At 73.7% G+C, this 20,243-nt stretch carries 17 protein-coding genes and 2 pseudogenes; 9 read left to right on the forward strand and 10 right to left on the reverse strand.

Features of this window, described 5'->3' with window-relative positions; translation table 11 throughout:
- Nucleotides 1-248: 248 nt before the first annotated feature.
- Nucleotides 249-1,787, reverse strand: a complete 1,539-nt coding sequence (locus ACFY4A_RS02205) for a leucyl aminopeptidase (RefSeq protein ID WP_390827506.1) — start codon at nucleotides 1,785-1,787, stop codon at nucleotides 249-251.
- A gap of 339 nt (nucleotides 1,788-2,126) precedes the next feature.
- Here ACFY4A_RS02205 and ACFY4A_RS02210 point away from each other — a divergent pair, with 339 nt between their 5' ends.
- The gene (locus tag ACFY4A_RS02210) at nucleotides 2,127-2,954 is read left to right on the forward strand and encodes an endo alpha-1,4 polygalactosaminidase (RefSeq protein ID WP_390827507.1); all 828 of its coding nucleotides are present in this window, start codon (nucleotides 2,127-2,129) and stop codon (nucleotides 2,952-2,954) included.
- A gap of 10 nt (nucleotides 2,955-2,964) precedes the next feature.
- Here ACFY4A_RS02210 and ACFY4A_RS02215 read toward each other — a convergent pair whose 3' ends face one another.
- Nucleotides 2,965-3,747: an adenosylcobinamide-GDP ribazoletransferase gene (locus ACFY4A_RS02215; protein WP_390827508.1), complete on the reverse strand. Its 783-nt coding sequence runs from the start codon at nucleotides 3,745-3,747 to the stop codon at nucleotides 2,965-2,967.
- A gap of 75 nt (nucleotides 3,748-3,822) precedes the next feature.
- Here ACFY4A_RS02215 and ACFY4A_RS02220 point away from each other — a divergent pair, with 75 nt between their 5' ends.
- Complete coding sequence (locus ACFY4A_RS02220) at nucleotides 3,823-4,593, forward strand: hypothetical protein (RefSeq protein WP_390827509.1); 771 nt, start codon at nucleotides 3,823-3,825, stop codon at nucleotides 4,591-4,593.
- On the opposite strand, the pseudogene ACFY4A_RS02225 reads toward ACFY4A_RS02220, so the two are convergent.
- The 3 genes and pseudogenes from ACFY4A_RS02225 to cobT all read right to left on the reverse strand — a co-directional run.
- Nucleotides 4,588-5,256, reverse strand: a pseudogene (locus ACFY4A_RS02225) (hypothetical protein); the annotation flags it as partial. The gene ACFY4A_RS02220 and the pseudogene ACFY4A_RS02225 sit on opposite strands and share 6 nt — an antisense overlap.
- A complete protein-coding gene (locus ACFY4A_RS02230; protein WP_390827510.1) occupies nucleotides 5,253-7,049 on the reverse strand; it encodes a phosphatidylglycerol lysyltransferase domain-containing protein in 1,797 nt (598 codons plus the stop codon). The pseudogene ACFY4A_RS02225 and the gene ACFY4A_RS02230, both read right to left, overlap by 4 nt.
- A gap of 386 nt (nucleotides 7,050-7,435) precedes the next feature.
- Complete coding sequence (gene cobT / locus ACFY4A_RS02235; RefSeq protein ID WP_390827511.1) at nucleotides 7,436-8,596, reverse strand: nicotinate-nucleotide--dimethylbenzimidazole phosphoribosyltransferase; 1,161 nt, start codon at nucleotides 8,594-8,596, stop codon at nucleotides 7,436-7,438.
- 143 nt (nucleotides 8,597-8,739) lie between these two features.
- Between cobT and ACFY4A_RS02240 the strand changes: the two genes are divergently transcribed.
- Complete coding sequence (locus ACFY4A_RS02240; RefSeq protein ID WP_390827512.1) at nucleotides 8,740-9,822, forward strand: class I SAM-dependent methyltransferase; 1,083 nt, start codon at nucleotides 8,740-8,742, stop codon at nucleotides 9,820-9,822.
- Nucleotides 9,823-9,907: 85 nt separating this feature from the next.
- Here ACFY4A_RS02240 and ACFY4A_RS02245 read toward each other — a convergent pair whose 3' ends face one another.
- The gene (locus tag ACFY4A_RS02245) at nucleotides 9,908-11,110 is read right to left on the reverse strand and encodes a bifunctional adenosylcobinamide kinase/adenosylcobinamide-phosphate guanylyltransferase (RefSeq protein ID WP_390827513.1); all 1,203 of its coding nucleotides are present in this window, start codon (nucleotides 11,108-11,110) and stop codon (nucleotides 9,908-9,910) included.
- A gap of 311 nt (nucleotides 11,111-11,421) precedes the next feature.
- On the opposite strand from ACFY4A_RS02245, the gene ACFY4A_RS02250 reads away from it, so the two are divergent.
- Complete coding sequence (locus ACFY4A_RS02250; RefSeq protein ID WP_390827514.1) at nucleotides 11,422-11,640, forward strand: hypothetical protein; 219 nt, start codon at nucleotides 11,422-11,424, stop codon at nucleotides 11,638-11,640.
- A 36-nt stretch (nucleotides 11,641-11,676) separates the two neighbouring features.
- Here the strand turns inward: ACFY4A_RS02250 and ACFY4A_RS02255 are convergent, their stop codons facing one another.
- The 3 genes from ACFY4A_RS02255 to ACFY4A_RS02265 all read right to left on the reverse strand — a co-directional run bounded on the left by ACFY4A_RS02255 (nucleotide 11,677) and on the right by ACFY4A_RS02265 (nucleotide 14,712).
- A complete protein-coding gene (locus tag ACFY4A_RS02255; RefSeq protein WP_390827515.1) occupies nucleotides 11,677-12,789 on the reverse strand; it encodes a S1C family serine protease in 1,113 nt (370 codons plus the stop codon).
- 529 nt (nucleotides 12,790-13,318) lie between these two features.
- Nucleotides 13,319-14,029, reverse strand: a complete 711-nt coding sequence (locus ACFY4A_RS02260) for a class I SAM-dependent methyltransferase (protein WP_390827516.1) — start codon at nucleotides 14,027-14,029, stop codon at nucleotides 13,319-13,321.
- 83 nt (nucleotides 14,030-14,112) lie between these two features.
- Nucleotides 14,113-14,712 carry a DUF3043 domain-containing protein gene (locus ACFY4A_RS02265; protein ID WP_390827517.1) on the reverse strand — a complete coding sequence of 200 codons (600 nt, stop codon included), beginning with the start codon at nucleotides 14,710-14,712 and terminating at the stop codon, nucleotides 14,113-14,115.
- Nucleotides 14,713-14,995: 283 nt separating this feature from the next.
- Here ACFY4A_RS02265 and ACFY4A_RS02270 point away from each other — a divergent pair, with 283 nt between their 5' ends.
- From ACFY4A_RS02270 to ACFY4A_RS02290, 5 genes and pseudogenes are all read left to right on the forward strand, one after another.
- Nucleotides 14,996-15,793: a PspA/IM30 family protein gene (locus ACFY4A_RS02270; protein WP_390827518.1), complete on the forward strand. Its 798-nt coding sequence runs from the start codon at nucleotides 14,996-14,998 to the stop codon at nucleotides 15,791-15,793.
- A 56-nt stretch (nucleotides 15,794-15,849) separates the two neighbouring features.
- The gene (locus tag ACFY4A_RS02275) at nucleotides 15,850-16,128 is read left to right on the forward strand and encodes a hypothetical protein (protein WP_390827519.1); all 279 of its coding nucleotides are present in this window, start codon (nucleotides 15,850-15,852) and stop codon (nucleotides 16,126-16,128) included.
- Between the two features lie 148 nt (nucleotides 16,129-16,276).
- The gene (locus ACFY4A_RS02280; RefSeq protein WP_390827521.1) at nucleotides 16,277-17,497 is read left to right on the forward strand and encodes a sensor histidine kinase; all 1,221 of its coding nucleotides are present in this window, start codon (nucleotides 16,277-16,279) and stop codon (nucleotides 17,495-17,497) included.
- The gene (locus ACFY4A_RS02285; RefSeq protein ID WP_390827522.1) at nucleotides 17,494-18,177 is read left to right on the forward strand and encodes a response regulator; all 684 of its coding nucleotides are present in this window, start codon (nucleotides 17,494-17,496) and stop codon (nucleotides 18,175-18,177) included. The genes ACFY4A_RS02280 and ACFY4A_RS02285 overlap by 4 nt, the downstream gene beginning before the upstream one ends.
- A gap of 30 nt (nucleotides 18,178-18,207) precedes the next feature.
- Nucleotides 18,208-18,699, forward strand: a pseudogene (locus ACFY4A_RS02290) (efflux RND transporter permease subunit); the annotation flags it as partial.
- 49 nt (nucleotides 18,700-18,748) lie between these two features.
- Here the strand turns inward: ACFY4A_RS02290 and nadA are convergent.
- Nucleotides 18,749-19,933, reverse strand: a complete 1,185-nt coding sequence (nadA, locus tag ACFY4A_RS02295; RefSeq protein WP_390827523.1) for a quinolinate synthase NadA — start codon at nucleotides 19,931-19,933, stop codon at nucleotides 18,749-18,751.
- Nucleotides 19,934-20,243: the final 310 nt, after the last annotated feature.

Consider the following 20,243-nt stretch of genomic DNA (forward strand, 5'->3'; position numbering starts at 1 on the left):
GGTGTCCGGCCGCTTGAGTTTCGGCCCTTCGGTGGGGGCCCTGTCCTGCCGACGCCCATCTTCGCACTTGTCGGGAGTGAACGAGACGCGGGGCAGGAGTGTGATACACCCCACGTCCGTGACCCGCATGAGGACCGCCGGCCGAAGAGGGGCGCGGACCGTGCCGGTGCGCGGCTCCGCGTGGGCGCGGCCGGCGCCCACGCGGCACGGCCGTCGTCCGGCGGACCGGACGACGGCGGCGGGCGGACTCAGCCGAGGTCGCCGGAGGCGGCGAGTTCGGCGAGACGCACGAGCGTCCGGACCGCCGACCCGGTGCCGCCCTTCGGCGTGTAGCCGAACGGCCCGCTCTCGTTGAACGCCGGGCCCGCGATGTCGAGGTGCGCCCACGTGATGCCCTCGCCGACGAACTCGCGCAGGAACAGACCGGCGACCAGCCCGCCGCCCATGCGCTCGCCCATGTTGGCGAGGTCGGCGGTGGGGGAGTCCATCCCCTTGCGCAGGTGCTCCGGCAGCGGCATGGGCCACGCCTCCTCGCCGACATCCCCCGCGGCCTCGTGGATCGCCGAGCGGAACGCGTCGTCGTTCGCCATGATCCCGAAGGTCCGGCTGCCCAGCGCCAGCACCATCGCGCCGGTCAGCGTGGCCACGTCCACGATCGCGTCCGGCTTCTCCTGCGAGGCGGCCCACAGCGCGTCCGCGAGGACGAGCCGGCCCTCGGCGTCGGTGTTGAGCACCTCCACCGTCTTGCCGCTGAACATGCGCAGCACGTCGCCGGGGCGCGTGGCGGAGCCGGAGGGCATGTTCTCGGCCAGTGCCAGCCAGCCGGTCACGTTGACCTCGAGGCCGAGCCGCGCGGCGGCGACGACGGCGGCGAACACGGCGGCGGCACCGCTCATGTCGCACTTCATCGTCTCGTTGTGGCCGGCCGGCTTCAGCGAGATGCCGCCCGAGTCGTAGGTGATGCCCTTGCCGACCAGGGCCAGGTGCTTCTTCGCCTTGGGGCTGGTGTACGACAGCTTCACCAGCCGCGGGGCCGACGCCGAGCCGGAGCCGACGCCCAGGATGCCGCCGTAGCCGCCCTTGGCGAGCGCCTTCTCGTCGAGCACCTGCACCTTCAGGCCGTGCTCCTTGGCCGCCTCCTGCGCGACGGCGGCGAAGGCGGCCGGGTTCAGGTCGTTCGGCGGCGTGTTGATCAGGTCGCGGGCGCGGTTGAGCTCCTCGGACACGGCGGTGGCGCGCTCGACGGCCGCCTTGTACGCCTTGTCGCGGGACGCGCCGCCGAGCAGCACGGCCTCGCCGAGCGGCGCCTTGCCGTTGCGGGACTCGGCGTCCTTGCCGTTCTCCTTGTAGGTGTCGAAGGAGTACGCGCCGAGCAGCGCGCCCTCGCCGACCGCGGCGGCACCGTCGGCGTCCGCGACGGGCAGCGCGAAGCCGGCCTTCTTCGTCCCGGCGAGGGCACGGGCGGCCGCACCGGCGGCCCGGCGCAGCGCCTCGGCGTCGTAGCCGGAGTCCTTCTCGGGCCGGGTGCCGAGACCCACCGCGAGCACGAGCGGGGCCTTGAAACCGGACGGCGCGGGCAGCTTGGTCACCTCGCCCTCGGCACCGGAGGCGCCGAGGGTCCCCAGGACGTCGGCGAGCTTGCCGTCGTACGCCTCGTCGACGGCCTCGGCGCCCGGTGCTACGACCAGGTCCCCAGACTTCGATCCAGAGTCCTTGGCGACACCGACCACGATCGCGTCGGCCCGCAGGCCGGGCGCCGCGGTGGTGCTGAGAGTGAGAGCAGTCACGGTGGTGAAATCTCGCTTCCCTGTGAAAGGTGGTTGGCCGAATTCGGGTGGGTCGACCGGGCCCGACCATAAATCCTTCGTACGGTGCGGTCTTCACCCGGGCAGGCAAACACCCGGCACGAGCCTACGCGCGTCACGGCGCCGAATACTCCCGCGGGTGTTCACCCGGGAGAGGCATCACCGTCACGTCCCGGTTCCGGCACCGGTGGCCGGAACCGGCGCCGACGGCCGCCGCGGGAGGTCCTGGCAGCCCACCGGGCGGGCAACTGCCGTGCGCGGCGACGGAATCGGCGATGATCGTCGGAGGTACGTCCGCCTCGGCACCTTGGAGCCCGCCCGTTGGGAGCCCTGATCCCGCGCATCCTCGCACCGACTGCCGCAGTCCTGCTGCTCGCGGGCAGCGCCGCCCACCCGGACGGTGACCGCGGCGGCGACGGCCGCGACGACGGTGCCGCCCGCGCGGTCGCCGGACGCTGGCAGCCGCGCCCGGGCACGAGCTGGCAGTGGCAGCTCAGCGGCCGTCTCGACACCTCCGTACCGGCCGAGGTGTACGACATCGACGGCTTCGACCACTCGGCGGCCACGGTCGCGCGGCTGCACCGCGAGGGCCGCAGGGTCATCTGCTACCTCTCGACCGGCGCCTGGGAGGAGTTCCGCCCGGACGCGGGGAGGTTCCCGGCCTCCGTCCTCGGCCGGGGCAACGGCTGGCAGGGCGAGCGGTGGCTCGACATCCGCCGTACCGACGTCCTCGAGCCCCTGATGGCGGCCCGCCTCGACATGTGCCGCGAGAAGGGCTTCGACGCGGTGGAGCCGGACAACATGGACGGCTACAGGAACCGCACCGGCTTTCCGCTGACGGCCGCCGACCAGCTCCGCTACAACCGCCTGGTGGCGAAGCTGGCCCACGACAGGGGCATGGCGGTGGGCCTGAAGAACGACCTGGACCAGATCCCGGAGCTGGTGGCGGACTTCGACTTCGCGGTCAACGAACAGTGCGCCCAGTTCGGCGAATGCGCCGAACTGAGGCCCTTCGTCGCGGCGGGCAAGGCGGTGTTCCACGCCGAGTACGAGCTGCCGGTGAGCCGCTTCTGCGCGCAGTCCCGCCGGCTGGGACTCAGCTCGCTGCTGAAGAAGTACGCACTGGGAACGTGGCGCCGGACCTGCTGAGCCGCCCGGCTCAGCGCAGGGCCAGGACGACCAGCGTGGTGGTGGCGGCCGTCTCGGCGACCGCGCCGAAGACGTCGCCCGTCACGCCGCCGAAGCGGCGCGTGCAGTGGCGCAGGAGGAGTTCGGCGGCGGCCAGGGCGGCGACCACCGCCAGCGCCGTGAGCACACAGGCGTAGGTGCCCAGGAACGCGCCCGCCGCCGCGGCGGCCGCCGCGACCACGAGGGCCGCGCCGATCGCGCCCGGCACCGGGACCACCCCCGCGACCGCGGCCCCCAGCCCCTCCGGCCGGGCGGCCGGCACCCCGGTGCGGGCGGCCAGCGTCAGGGCCAGCCGGGCGACCGTCGCCGAGACGACGGCGGCGAGCGCGCCGCGGGCCCAGGAGCCGTCGTAGGCGCGGGTCAGGGCGGCCACCTGGGCGAGCAGCACGAATACGAGCGTGATCACTCCGAAGGGGCCGATGTCCGACTGCTTCATGATCCGCAGGGCGTCCTCGGCGGGCTTGCCGCTGCCGAGCCCGTCCGCGGTGTCGGCGAGCCCGTCCAGGTGCAGGCCGCGGGTCAGCGCGGCGGGCACGGCGACGGTGCCGACGGCGGCGAGCGGTGCGCCGGCGCCGGCGAGGAGCAGCAGCAGTCCCACGGCCGCCGCCGCCACCCCGACCACGAGTCCGGCGAGCGGCGCGCAGAGCATCCCGCCGCGCGCCGCCTCGCGGTCCCAGCGGCTCACCCTGACCGGAAGGACGGTGAGGGTGCCGAAGGCGAACCGCGGCCCGTGCGGCGAGGGGATCCTGAACACGCGGGCAGACTACGGGACCTGCGCCGGCCCCCCGGCGGGCGGGCGGGCGACAGGCGAAGGCGGCACACTGCATACATGGGCCACTGGCTGGAGCGGAACATCGTCGAACCCGGCAAGCTGCCCCTGCTCCTTGCCCTGGCCGCCTTCGTCCTCACCTTCGTGGTCACCCGGGTGATCACCCGCCTGATCCGCGCCGGGAAGGGCCCCTTCGGCAACGTCAAGGCGGGCGGGCTGCACATCCACCACGCCGTGCCCGGTGTCGTCCTCACCACCCTCGGCGGTTTCGGCGTGGTGGCCGGCAGCGGCCGGCACGACGTCGCCACGGCGGTCTTCGCGGTCGTCTTCGGTATCGGCGCGGGCCTCGTGCTGGACGAGTTCGCGCTGATCCTGCACCTGGACGACGTCTACTGGACCGAGTCGGGCCGCAAGAGCGTCGAGGTCGTGGTGCTCACCGCGGCGCTGGTCGCCCTGGTGCTCGCCGGTTTCTCCCCGTTCGGCGTCAGCAACCTGTCCCAGGGCGAGTTGCAGAACCGCGGGGCGGTCATCACGAGCGTGGTCGTGAACTTCCTCTTCTCCCTCGTCGCCCTGAGCAAGGGCAAGGGCCGCATCGCCCTGTTCGGCGTGATCATTCCGTTCCTCGCGCTGATCGGCGCGATCCGCCTGGCCCGCCCCGGCTCCTACTGGGCCAGGCGCTTCTACCGCCACCGCCCGCGCGCCCTGGCCCGCGCCGGCCGGCGCGCCGACCGGCACGACCGCCGGTGGTCCGGCCCCCGCCGGGCGCTCCAGGACTGGATCGGCGGCAAACCCGACCACCAGCAGCCGGCTCGCCTTCCCGGGCACAGATGACGCCGCGGCGCGCGGCACCCGGTGCCGGGCCGCCGACAGCGCGCACAGCAGCAGTGCCCCCGCGATCGCCGCCAGGTGCTCCTTGCCGGCCAGGTTCTGCTTCAGCCCGGCCTCCAGCGCCATGGCCGCAGTCACGGCGCCCGCCGTGACGTACGCCCCGTAGCGCCAGCCGATGTAGACCGCGAGGCCCACCACGGCCGCCGACGGGCCGGTGTCCACGATGTGCGCGTCCGTGCCGGGCAGGCCGAGCGGGCGGTGCGGGCCGAGCGCGACGCCCAGACGCGCGTACAGGGTTCCGGAGAGGGTGGCGACGTAGGCGACGGCGAGGGTCCGCGGCCGGCCGAGGCAGATCTCGGCGATGCCGAACACGCACAGGATCTGCGCCAGCGCGCCCCACGCCGGCAGGTCCAGCGCCGGCACGAACAGCGACAGGGGAGTGCGCAGCACCGCGAGCCACAGCGGATCCCCGGCCCGTACGGCCCCGAGGTGCTGCACCAGGCCGTAGCCCCAGGACTGGTTCTGCACCAGATGGAGCACCGCCGTCAGGCTCACCGCCCCGACGGTCATCGGGACGGCCCGCAGGCGCCGCTTCGGCAGCGGCTCGCGCACGGTGGCGTACAGCAGCCCCCATTCGGCGCGGGCCCAGCGGGCGAGTGCGGTCATCCGTGCGTCTCCAGGTGCCCTCGGTGCAGCCACTTCGGCGGTCCCGGCGCCTCCAGGAACCCCTCCGCGCGCGCCGCCGCGAGGCCGATGCGCAGCAGGTCCGCGCTCTTCTCGAAGAGCAGGAACCGGGGCTCCCAGACGGGCCGGTACTTGGCGTTCGCGCGGTACAGCGACTCGATCTGCCACCAGCGGGAGAACAGCCCGAGCAGCGACCGCCACAGCCTCAGCACCGGTCCGGCGCCGAGGCGCGCCCCCCGTTCGAAGACCGAGCGGAACACGGCGAAGTTGAGCGAGACCTGGTTGATCCCGATCTCCCGGGCGCGGCGCAGCAGGTCGAGCACCATGAACTCCATGAGCCCGTTGCCGGCGTGCCGGTCGCGCCGCATCACGTCCAGGGACAGCCCGTGCGGCCCCCACGGCACGAAGGACAGCAGGGCCCTGAGCTCGCCGCGGGCGTCATGGCACTCCAGCATCACGCACTGCCCGTCCCGCGGGTCGCCGAGCCGGCCCAGCGCCATGCTGAAGCCGCGCTCGGTGGGCCCGTCCCGCCAGTCGTCCGCCCGGTCGATCAGGTACGCCATCTCGTCCGCGGGGATGTCCTCGTGCCGCCGGACGCGCACCGAGTACCCGGCCCGTGCGACCCGGTTGTAGGCCTGCCGCACGGTCCTCATGGCCCGCCCCTCCAGGGTGAAGCCGTCCACCTCGACCACGGCCTCGTCGCCCAGTTCCAGGGCGTCCAGGCCGTGCCGCGCGTACACCGTGCCGGCCTCCTCGCTCGCGCCCATCACGGCCGGGATCCAGCCGTGCGCCCGTGCCTCGGCCAGCCACCACTCGATGGCGCCGGGCCAGGCCTCCGGGTCGCCGAGCGGGTCCCCGGAGGCCAGGGACACCCCGCCAAGGACGCGGTAGGCGACGGCGGCCTTGCCGGTCGGCGACCAGATCACGCTCTTGTCCCGGCGCAGCGCGAAGTAGCCGAGCGAGTCGCGTTCGCCGTGCCGCTCCAGCAGCTCCCGCAGCCGTCTCTCGTCGTCGGCGGTGAGCGGGTCGACGGCGCGGCGGGAGCGGAAGGCGGCGTACAGGACGGCGAGGACCAGGGCCGTGGACAGTACGTTGATCGACACGTTCACCCAGTTCGGGGTGTGGATGCCGGGGAAGCGGGCCTCGGAGACGGCGACCGAGACCAGCCGCAGCGTGCCGTAGTGCCAGCGCTGGAGGTAAGTCGAACGGGCCGCGTCCGGGGCCTGGTTGGTGACCGTCACCAGCAGCGCGGCGAGCAGTGAGGAGACCAGCAGCCCGCCGAGGCCGACGGCGGCGGCGAGCCGCGGGTTGGCGCGGTCGCCCTTGGCGTAGAACTCGCGGCGGCCCAGGAGCAGCGCCGCGACGAAGGCGGCGGTGAGGGCCAGGGAGATCCAGTTCTGCGCGGAGCGGCGGATCTCCGGGAAGGTCATGGTGAACGCGAACAGCACGAGGAACGGCCCGGACAGCGCCAGGTTCAGGATCCAGGCGGCCCGCTTGCGCCGCCGCATGGTGATGGCCAGGAAGGCGGCGAACACGCCGGAGGCGAAGCCGGCGGTCAGCAGGTACGGCGTGAAGAGGTTCTCCTGGTTGTGCCGCCGCACGTCCTGCCCCAGGGAGACCCACACCGCGCTGAGGAAGTTGACGAACGCGGCCGCCCGCAGGTACCAGACGGCGAACGCGGCCGCCCGCCCCGACGTCCCGCCGCCCGGCCGCCCCGCCTCGGCCACGCGAACCGGGGCCCGCTCCTCACGCATGGCAATTCGGGCATCTCCCATGAACAGTGATCATATGGGCGCCGCCCCGGCGAACGTCCCTTTTCGCCCGCCGTCCGTGCGCGACGGGGCCCGCTGTTGGGGGGCGCCGGGGCCGCCGTCCGTGGGGGCCGTCCGGCCTTTCGTGGCTGATCGCCGTGTGCCCGCGCGGACCCGGGGGCGACGTCGCGCCGCGGCCGGCGGGCGACGGGGGCGCGCGGCCCGGCGGTGCCGGTGGGCGCCGTCCCGGTGAGCATCCCTTCGCCTCGGCGGGCGGCGGACGCGCGCGACCGGGCGGTGCCGAGGTCACGGCTCTGCCGGGCCGTGCCCGTGCCGCTCGTGTCCGACGGCCGGTGCCCGGCCGGGGCGGGATCCGCCGAGTGGGAGGAGGGACGCCGGCCGTCGTGCGGCTACTCCTCGGTTGCCTGCTGCTCCGCCTTCCCGTCTTCGGCCGCCTTTTCCTCCGCTGCCTTCTCCTCGGTCGCTTCGTCCTCGGTCGTCCCGGCCTCCGGATCGTCCGAGTCCTCCGGGCGCTCCGGCAGCTCCGCGGCCAGTGCGGCGGCGCTCTGGACCAGGGGCAGCGCCAGCAGCGCCCCCGCCCCCTCGCCGACCCGTACGCCGTGGTCCACGAGCGGCTCCAGTGCCATCCGGTCCAGGGCCTTGGCCTGGCCCGGCTCGCCGCTGACGTGCCCGGCCAGCCACCAGTCCGGCGCCCGGAACGCCACCCGCTGCCCCACCAGCGCGCACGCCGCCGACACCACGCCGTCCAGGATCACCGGCAGCTTCCGCACCGCGCACTGCAACAGGAAGCCCGTCATCGCGGCGAGGTCGGCGCCGCCCACCGTGGCCAGCAGCTGCAACTGGTCCCCGAGGACGGGCCGGGCCCGGCGCAGCGCGTCCCGGATCGCCGCGCACTTGCGCATCCACGCCAGGTCGTCGATCGGATCGCCGCCGCGGCCCGTCACCACCGAGGCGTCCGTCCCGCACAGCGCGGCGATCAGGACGGCGGCCGGCGTGGTCCCGCCGACGCTCACGTCGCCCAGCACCACCAGGTCGGTACCGGAGTCGGCCTCCTCGTCGGCCACCGCCATGCCGGCCCGGAAGGCGGCCTCCGCCTCCTCGAGGGTCAGCGCGTCCTCGACGTCGACGCGCCCGCTGCCGCGCCGCACCCGGTGCCGTACGACGTCCTCGGGCAGCGACTCGGGCGCGCAGTCCAGCGCCATGTCGACCACGCGCACCGGCACGCCGAGCCGCCGGGCCAGCACGGACACCGGCCGGCCGCCGTCCAGCACCGCCCGTACCAGCTGCTCCGCACTGCCCGCGGGGCGGACCGAGACACCCAGTTCCGCGACCCCGTGGTCGCCGGCGAACAGCACCGCCTTCGGCCGTTCGACCGGCCGCACCGGTACGGCGGACTGCGCCGAGGCCAGCCATTCACCCAGGTCGTCCAGGCGGCCCAGCGCACCGGGCGGCACGATCCGACGCTCCCGGCGCGCCTCGGCGTCACGGCGCAGACCGCCGTCCGGTCGCTCGATCAGATCGGTGAAGTCGTCGAGATTCAGCGAGCTCATTCGCCGAACAGTACCGGCCCTGATCCAACCGGGCGGTGCCACATCGCCACCACACCCGTACGGCGTCTTTCCGGCCAAGATCCGGATCCCATACGTTCCCTTTGCAGTGACTTGTTCTCGCAGTGATGCACCGGGAGCCGCCCATGCCGCCCCTGCCGTACGCCCCGGGGTTCTACGACCCGCGCCGCCTCGCGTACGCCGCCGAACTCGCCCAGGGCACCGGCCGTTTCCAGGAGCCGCCCCGAACGGACTGCCCGTGGTGCGGCTCCGGCCGGCTGCGCACCCGGCTGCGCGCGCCGGACCTGCTCCAGCACAAGCCGGGCACGTTCGCGGTCGACGAGTGCCGGGACTGCGGCCACGCCTTCCAGAACCCCCGGCTCACGGCGGCCGGACTGGCCTTCTACCACCGGGACTTCGACGAGGACGACCCGGAGGGCCTCGCGGCCTTGGTGCTCGCGGCCCGCCGCAGCCGCCGGCGGCACCGGTCCGACGCGCGCCTGATGAGCACCGTGGGGGAACCGGAGAGCTGGCTGGACGTCGGCACGGGCCACGGCCACTTCCCAGGGGCGGCGCAGGAGGTGTTCCCCTACACCGCCTTCGACGGACTCGACCCCACCCAGCGCGTGGAGCGGGCTCGCGAGCAGGGGCGGGTCGAGGAGGCCCACGTCGGGCACCTGGCCGACCCGCACATCGCGGACCGGTTGCGCGGACGCTACGACGTGGTCAGCATCTTCCACCACCTGGCCCATGTGCCGGACCCCCGCGCGGAGTTGCGAGGCGCCCTCACTGCCCTGCGTCCCGGCGGGCACTTGCTGATCGAACTGCCCGACCCGCACTGCGTGCCCGCCCGGGTGCTGGGCAGGTGGTGGCTGCCGCACGGCCAGCCGCGCCATCTGCACCTGCTGCCGCTGGACAACCTCCGCGCGGAACTGGAGTCCCGGGGCTGCACCGTTCTCGTCACCGACCGCCGCACCCCGCACACGCCGAACGACCTGTCGGCGGCCGCCGCCCTGGTTCTCGCCCACGTGCTGCCCGCCGCCGACGCCCCCTGGTGCGACGACCCGCCCACCGGCCTCCAGCACACCGTGCGCACCGCCCTGACCGCCCTCGCCGGCCCCCTGGTGGAGGCGGTGTCGATCCTGGACCTCCTCCTCTCGCCCCTCCTCCGCCACACCCCCGGCCTCTCCAACACCTACCGCGTCGTCGCCCGCGGCCCCCTGCGCTGACCCGCCGTCCACGACACCACGGCCGGCCCGGCCCGGAGCGCGGCGGCGCGCCCTCGCACCCGCCAGGCCCGCCGCCCGAACCGGGTCAGCCGCGCAGCACCACGGCCTGGCCGGCCACCACCAGCAGGACGTGTTCGCACTCCGCGGCGAACGCCGCGTTCAGGCGGCCCAGTTCGTCGCGGTAGCGGCGGCCGGAGGCGGTGGCGGGGACGATGCCCGAGCCGACCTCGTTGGAGACCGCCACCACGGTGCGCCGGGTGGCGCGCAGGGCGTCGGTCAGGGCGGTCACCCGTTCGCGCAGGGCGCGTTCGCCGCCGCCCGCCCACTCGGCGTCGTCCCAGGCGCGGACGGAGTCCATCGCGTCCGTCAGCCACAGCGACAGGCAGTCGACGAGTAGCGGCGGCCCGTCCTGCGCCAGCAGCGGCACCAGGTCGCACGTCTCGGTCGTGCGCCACGAGCCCGGCCGCCGCTCCCGGTGCGCGGCCACCCGGGCCGCCCACTCGGTGTCCCCGCCGCGGGTGCCGCCGGTGGCCACGTACAGCACGCCGGGAAAGGTCGCCAGCCGCCGTTCGGCCTCCACCGACTTGCCCGACCGTGCCCCGCCGAGCACGAGCGTGCGCCGGGGCACGTCCGGTACGTCCTCGTACGCCCCGACCGCCAGCGTCGTACCGTCCGGCACGGCTCGCGCCCCCGCCGCCGCGAGCCGCCGGAGCAACTCCGGACCCGGCGGCACGTCGTGGTCGAGGTGGACCGCGACGACGTCCGTGGTCGGCCCCACCGCCCCGACCGCCCGCAGCTTGGCCAGCGCGTCGGGGCGCCCCACCACGTCCGACAGGACCATGTCGTACGTCTCCGCGGAGCCCTCCTCCAGACCGGCCGGCGCGCCGCCCGGCGGCAGGTACAGCAGCCGCCGCCCGTCCGGGCCGGTGACCGCGTACCCGGTGCCGGGGGCGTCCAGGGCCACCGCCCGCACCCGATGCCCCGTCAGCAGCGTCAGCTCCCGCCCGTCCGGCACCCGCCCCGGCTGCGGCAGCCCGGCCGGCACCTCGACCGCGGGCCCGTCGTGCGGGTGGGACAGCAGCACCTGTCCCACGCCGCCCAGCGAATGCCCCGCCCGCGCCGCCGCGAACGCCGCGCCGGGGGTCAGGTCCAGCAGCAGCGCCCCGTCCACGAGCAGCGCGGTCGCCGCCCGCGCGTCCGCGCCGAGCGCGGTCGCGCAGGCCGCGCAGGGACAGTCGGGGCGGGGCAGTCCCGCGGGGGCACCGGTGCCGAGCAGAGTCACGTCCACGGACCCGATTTTCGCCTGCCGCCGCGGGTCCCGCGCATCCGGCCGCGGTCTGTCCGGCGGATGGGGGCGCGGGAGGCCTGCGCTCGCCACCGGCCCGGGCGGGTGTGCCGGATCCCGTGTCCGGGGCATGATCCACCGCACAGGCGGGAAGCTCACGACAGGGCCCACGGTCTTTCGTTTGGATCAGGCCGGATCAGGCACCAGACCCCGCGAGCCCGGCGTGATCCGGACGAGAGGCCCTAGGCTGCGGGCAGGCGGGCGGACCGGGTCCGGCCCGCGCTGTGCAGTGTGCTCACACCAGGGAGGCGTACATGGCGGCATGGACGTGGCGGTTCGAGACGGCCGACGGGACGGAGGTCCAGCCCGCGGTGCGGCCCGAGGAGTTCACCACGCAGGGCGACGCCGAGTCCTGGATCGGGGAGAACTGGAAGGCACTGCTCGACGGTGGCGCGGACCAGGTGTGGCTGTTCGAGGACGCCAAGGAGATCTACGGCCCGATGAGCCTGCACGCGGACGAGGCCACGGCGTAGGCGGGCCGGGCGGTCGCCGGTGGCCGGCCGCCCCGCTCACTGCTCGCCCAGCGTCACGTCCACCGTCTTCTGGCTGCCGTCGCGCGAGAACGTCACCGTGGTCCGCTGTCCCGGCCGGTCGGCGGCGAGTGCCTCCGACAGCGAGGTGACGGTGGTGATGTCCTTGCCGCCGACCTCGGTGACGATGTCCCCGGGCCGGATGCCCGCCCGCGCCGCGGCTCCGCCCGCCGTCACGTCCACCACCGCGACGCCGGCGGGCTCGTAGTTCGCGTCGACGACGGTGCGCCCGGTGATGCCCAGCGCGGCCCGGCCGGAGTCGACGACCTTGCCGTACCGCACGATCTGGCCGGCGATCGTCTTCACCGTCGACGCCGGGATCGCGAAGCCGATGCCGGGCGCCGCGCTGCCGCCGAGCTGCGGGTCGGTGGCGGCGAGCGTCGGGATGCCGATGACCTGACCGTTCAGGTTCACCAGCGCGCCGCCGCTGTTGCCCGGGTTGATCGCGGCCGACGTCTGCACCATGCCGGCGATCGTGGCCCCCGTGCCGCCACCGCCCTGGCCCTCGCTGACGGTGCGCCCGGTCGCCGAGACGATCCCCTGGGTCACGCTCGACGACAGCCCGAGCGGCGATCCCATGGCCAGGACGATCTGTCCGACCTCGACCTTCCCCGATTCGCCGAAGGCGGCCGCCTTCAGCCCGTGCGGCACCTTGTCCAGCTTGACGACGGCGAGGTCCTGGTCCGGGTACGAGGAGACCAGCGTGGCGGTGAGCGACGCCTCGCTGTTCGCCGTGGTCACGTTGAACTTCCTCCCGGTCCCGACGACGTGCGCGTTGGTGACGACGTGCCCCTTGTCGTCGTACACGACCCCGGACCCCAGCTGGTTGCCGGCCTGGATCTGCACGACCGACGGCAGTACCTCCTTGATCACCCGCATGTAGTCGTTCTGCAGGTCGTTCGCCGCGGCCGTCGGCCGACGGGCGCCGGCGGGGTCCGGCGTACCGGACGCGTCCTGCGACCCGGTGGCCGTCGCCTGCGGATCGGCCACGTCGTGGCACCCGGACAGCAGCCCGGCGCAGCAGACGAGAGCGGCGAGCAGAACGATCGGCCGCGGAGCACGGGCGAGGGCACGCGCGGGGGAGACATCCATGCCCCGAGTCTCACCGCGCGCTCCGCCCCCGGCTTGCGGTACTCGCCCGAACGAGCGGCGGCGGCCGGTTGTCGGCGGCGGATCCGGCGTGGGTGGGGCTGGTTGTCGGCGGTGCGCTCGCATGGGGAGGCGGGTGGTCAGCCGCGCACCCTGGACAGGTGCGGCTGGTGGTCAGGGCATTCCCCGCATGGTGCGGCCGGTGGGCAGGGGCGGATCCGGCGTGGGTGGGGCTGGTTGTCGGCGGTGCGCTCGCTTGGGGAGGCGGGTGGTCAGCCGCGCACTCTGGACAGGTGCGGCTGGTGGTCAGGGCATTCCCCGCATGGTGCGGCCGGTCTTCAGCGGCACACCCGCACGGCTGTAGCCGATGGTCAGCGGCGCTCTCCTGCACAGGTGCGGCCGGTCGTCAGCCGCGTACCCCCACGGGTGTGGCCAGCGGCGCCCCCGCACAGGTGTGGCCGGTCGTCTGAAGGCGTACCCCGCACGGGTGCGGCCGGTCGTCGGCGGTGCACCCCGCCGGCGTGCGGCATCGTCAGCCGCGTACCCCGCACAGGTGCAGTAGCGCCGCCACCGCGCGGTAGGGGTCCGTTCGGCCGGCCCGTTCCTCGGCCGCCAGCAGTGTCTCCAGCGTCTCGGTGTCGGCGGGCGGCTCCACGTCGTCCGCCGCCGTGTCCGTGAAGACCCGCACCCCGTACCAGGTGCGCAGCGGCGCACCGATCCCGGCGAGGGTCGCCGTCAGGTGCGCGAGCCGGTCCGCCCGCACGTCCAGACCCAGCCGGTTGCGGTACGCCGTCGTGTCGAACGCGGCCAGCGTCGTCGGCCACTCGCCGGACAGTCCCGGGCGCAGCGCCAGCGCGTCGCCGTTGCGCACCAGCAGCGACAGCAGGCCGCCCGGCGCGAGCATCCGCGCCAGCCCCGCGAGCAGCGGGTCCGGCTCCTCGACGTACATCAGCACGCCGTGGCACAGCACCACGTCGAAACTGCCCGGCAGGAAGTGCACCCCGGTGTCCTGGCCGTCGCCCTCGACGATCCGCATCCGCGCCCGGATGCCCTCCGGCTCGGCGGCCAGCGCGGCACGGGCCACGGAGATCATCGTCTGGTCCCGTTCGAGACCGGTGACCTGGTGCCCGGCCCGGGCCAGCCGCAGCGCCTGGGTGCCCTGGCCCATTCCCACGTCGAGCACCCGCAGCCGCTGCCCGACAGGGAACCGCCCGGCTATCTGCTCGTCGAGCTGCCGGGCCACCAGTTCCTGTCGTACGACGTCACGCAGCCCGCCCAGTTTGTTCAGCCAGGCGTCCGCGGCACCCCCGGAGAAAGCGGTCGCGCTCAGGGCCGCTCCCCGCGCTTGACCTGCGGCTTGGGCAGCCGGAGCCGGCGCATCTGGAGGGAGCGCATCAGGGCGTAGGCGACCGCGCCCCGCTTGCCCTGGTCCGGGAAGCGCTCGTTCAGGCGCTTCTTCAGCCGGAAGCCGCTGACCGCCGAGTCCAGCACGATCAGGGCGATCACCACGAGCCACAGCAGCAGCGCGATGTTCTGCAGCGCGGGCACCTGGATCATGCTCAGCACCAGGATGACCACGGCCATCGGCAGGAAGAACTCCGCGATGTTGAACCGCGAGTCGACGAAGTCCCGCGCGAACCGGCGCACCGGGCCCTTGTCGCGGGCCGGCAGATAGCGCTCGTCGCCGCTCGCCAGCGCCTGGCGCTGCCGCTCCAACTGGACTCGGCGCTCCTCGCGCTGCCGCTTGGCGGCATCCTTGCGCGTCATCGACGTGTTGGCGACGCTGCGGCGCTGGGAGCGCGCCTCACTCCGCTTGGGCGTGGGGCGGCCCTTCGGAGCCTGCGGGTCGCGGGGCTGCTTGGAGACGCTCACCGGCGCCTTGTCGGCGGCCGGGGTCTTCTCATCCTTGGCACGGCTACGGAACACAAAACCCAAGGGTAAGGGCTTGACCCGCATGGACCCCAGTCCCGCGGGGAACGATCCGGCAACACCGATCGTCTGTAGGGGGACAGCGGGGACGTCGCGACCGCCGTCGCCCGGTGGTCAGGGGGGCGCCTCCTCCCTGCGCCGGAGCGGTGGCGGACGCGGTCGTCCTCGGGGATGACCGTATCCGCTCCCGAACAGTGCGGTAATGGTCGCAGGGCCCGTACTGTGGGTTCTGTCGCAGAGCTGTGAGCTGGAGTCCGTCAGAAGGGGGCGCGCGAAGCCCATGAGCGGTGTTATGAAGCGTATGGGGATGATCTTCCGCGCGAAGGCGAACAAGGCCCTTGACCGGGCCGAGGACCCGCGCGAGACCCTCGATTACTCGTACCAGAAGCAGTTGGAGCTGCTGCAGAAGGTGCGGCGCGGTGTCGCGGACGTGGCGACCAGCCGCAAGCGTCTGGAGCTCCAGCTGAACCAGTTGCAGCAGCAGTCCGGCAAGCTGGAGGACCAGGGCCGCAAGGCGCTCGCGCTGGGCCGCGAGGACCTGGCCCGCGAGGCACTCTCCCGCCGTGCCGCGCTGCAGCAGCAGGTGACGGACCTTCAGACGCAGCACGCCACGCTCCAGGGCGAGGAGGAGAAGCTCACCCTGGCGGCCCAGCGCCTGCAGGCCAAGGTCGACGCCTTCCGTACGAAGAAGGAGACCATCAAGGCGACCTACACGGCGGCCCAGGCGCAGACCCGGATCGGCGAGGCGTTCTCCGGCATCTCCGAGGAGATGGGCGACGTCGGCCTGGCCATCCAGCGGGCCGAGGACAAGACCGCGCAGCTCCAGGCCCGGGCCGGCGCGATCGACGAGCTGCTCGCCTCCGGCGCCCTGGACGACCCCTCCGGCCTCGCCAAGGACGACATCCAGACCGAGCTGGACCGGCTCTCGGGTGGTACGGATGTAGAGCTGGAGCTCCAGCGCATGAAGGCGGAGCTGGCTGGGGGCACCTCCGCGGACCGGCAGGCGATCGAAGGCGGCACGGGCGAGGGCCGGCCCCAGCAGCAGCCGCAGGACACCCCCCGCTTCGACAAGCAGTGAGCCGCGTCGAGGCACGCCATGTCACCGACAGCCGGGGCCACGCCGAGGAGGACGACATGATCGTACGGATCATGGGAGAGGGACAGGTGAGGCTGGCCGACGGCCACCTCGCCGACCTGAACGAACTGGACGACGAACTCCTGGCCGAGATGGACAAGGGCGACGGACCCGGCTTCCGCCGCACCCTCGCGGCCCTGCTGACCAGGGTCCGCGAACTGGGCGAGCCCGTGCCGGACGACTCCCTGGAACCGTCCGACCTGATCCTCCCCTCGGCGGACGCCACCCTGGAGGAGGTCCGGGACCTGCTGAGCGACGACGGCCTCATCCCCGGTTGAGGCCGGGAGAGGTCCGGGCGAGCCCCGCTGAGGCACGGTTGAGGAAGGACGGCCTGTCCGGGGAGCACGGCAGCCCCCGGACAGGGGCCGCACCGGAGCGGGACGCCGCCGTCCCCCCGCGGCGGACCACCCCGTACCGTAGTCGGGCGTGACCACCCTCGACCGCGCCCGATGCCGGCTGAAGGCGCACCCCTTCGCACTGGACGCGGCCCTCGCGGTCGGCGTCCTCGTGTGCATGGTGGTCGGCTCCTTCGTGGGCCCGCGCGGCGACCACGTCGTCAGCTGGGGGGTGCGCCGGCCCGATCTGCTCAGCCTGGTCCTCTTGGTCCTCGGCGCCGCCGCCCTCGTCTTCCGCCGCCGCGCCCCCCGCACCGTCCTCGCCGTCACCGGCACCGTGTCCGTCGTGGAGTGCGTCACCGGGGACCCCCGCGCCCCCGTCGCCATGTCCGCCGTGGTCGCCCTCTTCACCGCCGCGGCCGCCACCGACCGCCCCACCGCCCTGCGCCTGGGCCTGACCACCATGACCGTGCTGACCGGCGCCGCCATGCTCGCCGGGCCGATGCCCTGGTACGCGCAGGAAAACCTGGCGATCTTCGCCTGGACCGGCATGGCCGCCGCCGGCGGTGACGCCGTCCGCAGCCGCCGCGCCTTCGTGCACGCCATCAGGGAGCGCGCCGAGCGCGCCGAGCGCACCCGTGAGGAGGAGGCCCGCCGCCGCGTCGCCGAGGAGCGCCTGCGCATCGCCCGCGACCTGCACGATGTCGTGGCCCACCACATCGCCCTGGTCAACGTGCAGGCCGGGGTGGCCGCCCACGTCATGGACAAGCGGCCCGACCAGGCCAAGGAGGCCCTCGGCCACGTTCGGGAGGCCAGCCGCTCCGCGCTCGACGAACTGCGCGCCACCGTGGGCCTCCTCCGGCAGTCCGGCGACCCGGAGGCCCCCACGGAACCGGCACCCGGCCTGGACCGCCTCGACGAACTCGCCGGCACCTTCCGCAGCGCCGGACTGCACGTCGAGGTCGCCCGCGCCGACCACGGCACCACCCTGCCGGCCGCCGTGGACCTGGCCGCGTTCCGGGTCATCCAGGAAGCCCTCACCAATGTGCAGAAGCACGCCGGCACACAGGCGAAGGCCGAGGTCAGCGTCGTACGCGTCGGACCGCACATCGAGATCACGGTCCTGGACGACGGGGCCGGCGAGGCCGTGGGACCGCAGGCGGGCGGCGGACACGGGCTGCTGGGCATGCGCGAGCGGGTCACCGCCCTGGCCGGCGCCCTCACCACCGGCCCCCGCTACGGCGGCGGCTTCCGCGTCCATGCGATCCTGCCGGTCGAGACCCGCACGCGCGCCCCGGGGGACCCCGCATGACGATCCGTGTCCTGCTCGCCGACGACCAGGCGCTGCTGCGCAGCGCCTTCCGGGTGCTCGTCGACTCCGAGCCGGACATGGAGGTGGTGGGGGAGGCGTCCGACGGCGCGGAGGCGGTACGACTCGCCAAGGAGCAGCGGGCCGACGTGGTGCTGATGGACATCCGCATGCCCGGCACCGACGGCCTCGCGGCCACCCGCATGATCAGCGCCGACCCCTCCCTCGCCGATGTGCACGTGGTCATCCTGACCACCTTCGAGGTGGACGACTACGTGGTGCGGTCGCTGCGCGCGGGCGCCTGCGGGTTCCTCGGCAAGGGCAGCGAACCCGAGGAGCTGCTGAGCGCCATCCGGGTCGCGGCGCGGGGAGAGGCGCTGCTGTCCCCGGTGGCCACCAAGGGCCTGATCGCCCGCTTCCTCGCGCAGGGCGACGCGGCGGACGACGGCCGCGACCAGGCCCGCCCCACCCGGCTGGACGCGCTGACCGTGCGGGAGCGCGAGGTGCTCGTCCAGGTCGCCGGCGGATACTCCAACGACGAGATCGCCGAACGCCTGGAGGTCAGCCCGCTGACCGTGAAGACCCATGTCAACCGGGCCATGGCCAAGCTGGGCGCCCGCGACCGGGCACAGCTCGTCGTCATCGCCTACGAGTCCGGACTGGTGCGTCCCAGGCCGCAGTGAGCGTCCTTCGCGGCCGCACCCCGCCCGGTTGGCTTCGGCGACCAGGACCTGAAGGCGGTCGTCAAGGCGGGCGCCGCCGACGCGCTGCGCCGGGCCTCCGACCAGGTCCGCACGGCGGTCGCCGGGCTGCACGACGTCACCGACGTCACCAGCGACCTCTCGCAGAGCGTGCCGCGGATCTCGGTGCGGGCCAACGACAAGGCGGCGGCCGGCTTCACCGACCAGACCCTCGGCATGGCCGTCGCCCAGGCGGTCAAGGGCATCACCCCGGCCGAGGCGATGCTGGACGACACCGAGCGGAACGTCGTCATCCGGTCGGCGAAGCCGGCGACGACCCTGGACGAGCTGAAGAACCTGCGGCTCGGCCCGGTGAAGCTCGGTGACATCGCGACCGTCGAGCTGGTCGACGGGCCGGTGTCGATGACCCGCATCGACGGTCGGCGCGCCGCCACGATCACGGCCAAGCCGACCGGCGACAACACCGGCGCGGTCAGCGCAGACGCGGAAGGCCCGGTCCACGCTCGTGGACCGGGCCTTTCCCCTACGAACCGCTGTGCGGGACCCGGAGCCGCTACGGCAGCGCCAGCATCCGCTCCAGGGCGAGCTTGGCGTGGCCTTCCGTCTCCTTGTCCACCTGGATGCGGTTGACCAGGTTGCCCTCGGCCAGGGACTCCAGGGCCCAGACCAGGTGGGGCAGGTCGATGCGGTTCATCGTGGAGCAGAAGCAGACCGTCTTGTCGAGGAAGACGATCTCCTTGTCCTCGGAGGCGTAACGGTTCGCCAGCCGGCGCACCAGGTTCAGCTCCGTGCCGATGGCCCACTTGGAGCCAGCCGGCGCGGCGTCGAGCTTCTTGATGATGTACTCGGTCGACCCGACGTAGTCCGCCGCGGCGACGACCTCGTGCCTGCACTCGGGGTGCACCAGCACGTTCACCTCGGGCATCCGCTCCCGGACGTCGTTCACCGAGTCCAGGCTGAAGCGGCCGTGCACCGAGCAGTGGCCCCGCCACAGGATCATCTTCGCCACCCGCAGCTCCTCGGCGGTCAGCCCGCCGTTCGGCTTGTGCGGGTTGTAGACGACGCAGTCGTCCAGCGACATGCCCATGTCCCGTACGGCCGTGTTCCGGCCCAGGTGCTGGTCGGGCAGGAACAGGATCTTCTCGCCCTGCTGGAAGGCCCACTCCAGCGCCCGCTTCGCGTTCGACGACGTGCAGATCGTGCCGCCGTGCTTGCCCGTGAAGGCCTTGATGTCGGCGGAGGAGTTCATGTACGAGACCGGGACGACCTGGTCGGCGATCCCGGCCTCGGTGAGCACGTCCCAGCACTCGGCGACCTGCTCGGCCGTGGCCATGTCGGCCATGGAGCAGCCGGCCGCCAGGTCCGGCAGGACCACCTTCTGCTCGTCGGACGTCAGGATGTCCGCGGACTCGGCCATGAAGTGCACACCGCAGAACACGATGTACTCGGCCTCCGGGCGCGCGGCCGCCTCCCGGGCCAGCTTGAAGGAGTCGCCCGTGACGTCGGCGAACTGGATGACCTCGTCGCGCTGGTAGTGGTGGCCGAGCACGAAGACCTTGTCTCCGAGCTTCTCCTTGGCCGCGCGGGCGCGCTCCACCAGGTCCGGGTCGGACGGGGCGGGCAGGTCACCGGGGCACTCGACGCCGCGCTCGCTCTTCGGGTCGGCCTCGCGGCCGAGGAGCAGGAGGGCGAGCGGCGTCGGCTGGACGTCGAGGTCCTGGGTCTGGGCGGTGGTCACGACACGCACCCTTTCTACTTTTCGTCGAACTGACGCTATTTATCATAGCTGCTTCATGTCACTTTGACGATGGTCATAGTGTCCATGTGACGTGAATCCCGGCATCCGGCCCGCCGGCACCGGACAGAAGCCGGTCGTTACCCGGTCCCGCCCCGGCCGGGACCCGCCCACGGGCCGCTGTCCGCTTTCCCACCCGTGTGCGAGCATGAAGTGGACGAGCCTGGAGAAGAGAAAAAGCACGCGCCCGGCCCGGAATGTTTCCGCGGCCTTGCCGGTTGCACTCGTCGGCAAGCAGTCTCCGTACAACCCG

Origin of the sequence: Streptomyces sp. NPDC001292 (assembly GCF_042896465.1) — a bacterium.
Lineage (GTDB): Bacteria > Actinomycetota > Actinomycetes > Streptomycetales > Streptomycetaceae > Streptomyces.

What these genes read in the sequence shown, in the direction of transcription:
- ACFY4A_RS02285 (WP_390827522.1), top strand. Translation starts at nt 17,494, where the DNA reads ATGACGATCCGTGTCCTGCTCGCCGACGACCAGGCGCTGCTGCGCAGC.
- cobT (WP_390827511.1), bottom strand. Translation starts at nt 8,596, where the DNA reads ATGAGCTCGCTGAATCTCGACGACTTCACCGATCTGATCGAGCGACCG.
- ACFY4A_RS02250 (WP_390827514.1), top strand. Translation starts at nt 11,422, where the DNA reads ATGGCGGCATGGACGTGGCGGTTCGAGACGGCCGACGGGACGGAGGTC.
- ACFY4A_RS02230 (WP_390827510.1), bottom strand. Translation starts at nt 7,049, where the DNA reads ATGGGAGATGCCCGAATTGCCATGCGTGAGGAGCGGGCCCCGGTTCGC.
- ACFY4A_RS02240 (WP_390827512.1), top strand. Translation starts at nt 8,740, where the DNA reads ATGCCGCCCCTGCCGTACGCCCCGGGGTTCTACGACCCGCGCCGCCTC.
- ACFY4A_RS02255 (WP_390827515.1), bottom strand. Translation starts at nt 12,789, where the DNA reads ATGGATGTCTCCCCCGCGCGTGCCCTCGCCCGTGCTCCGCGGCCGATC.
- ACFY4A_RS02270 (WP_390827518.1), top strand. Translation starts at nt 14,996, where the DNA reads ATGAGCGGTGTTATGAAGCGTATGGGGATGATCTTCCGCGCGAAGGCG.
- ACFY4A_RS02220 (WP_390827509.1), top strand. Translation starts at nt 3,823, where the DNA reads ATGGGCCACTGGCTGGAGCGGAACATCGTCGAACCCGGCAAGCTGCCC.
- ACFY4A_RS02275 (WP_390827519.1), top strand. Translation starts at nt 15,850, where the DNA reads ATGATCGTACGGATCATGGGAGAGGGACAGGTGAGGCTGGCCGACGGC.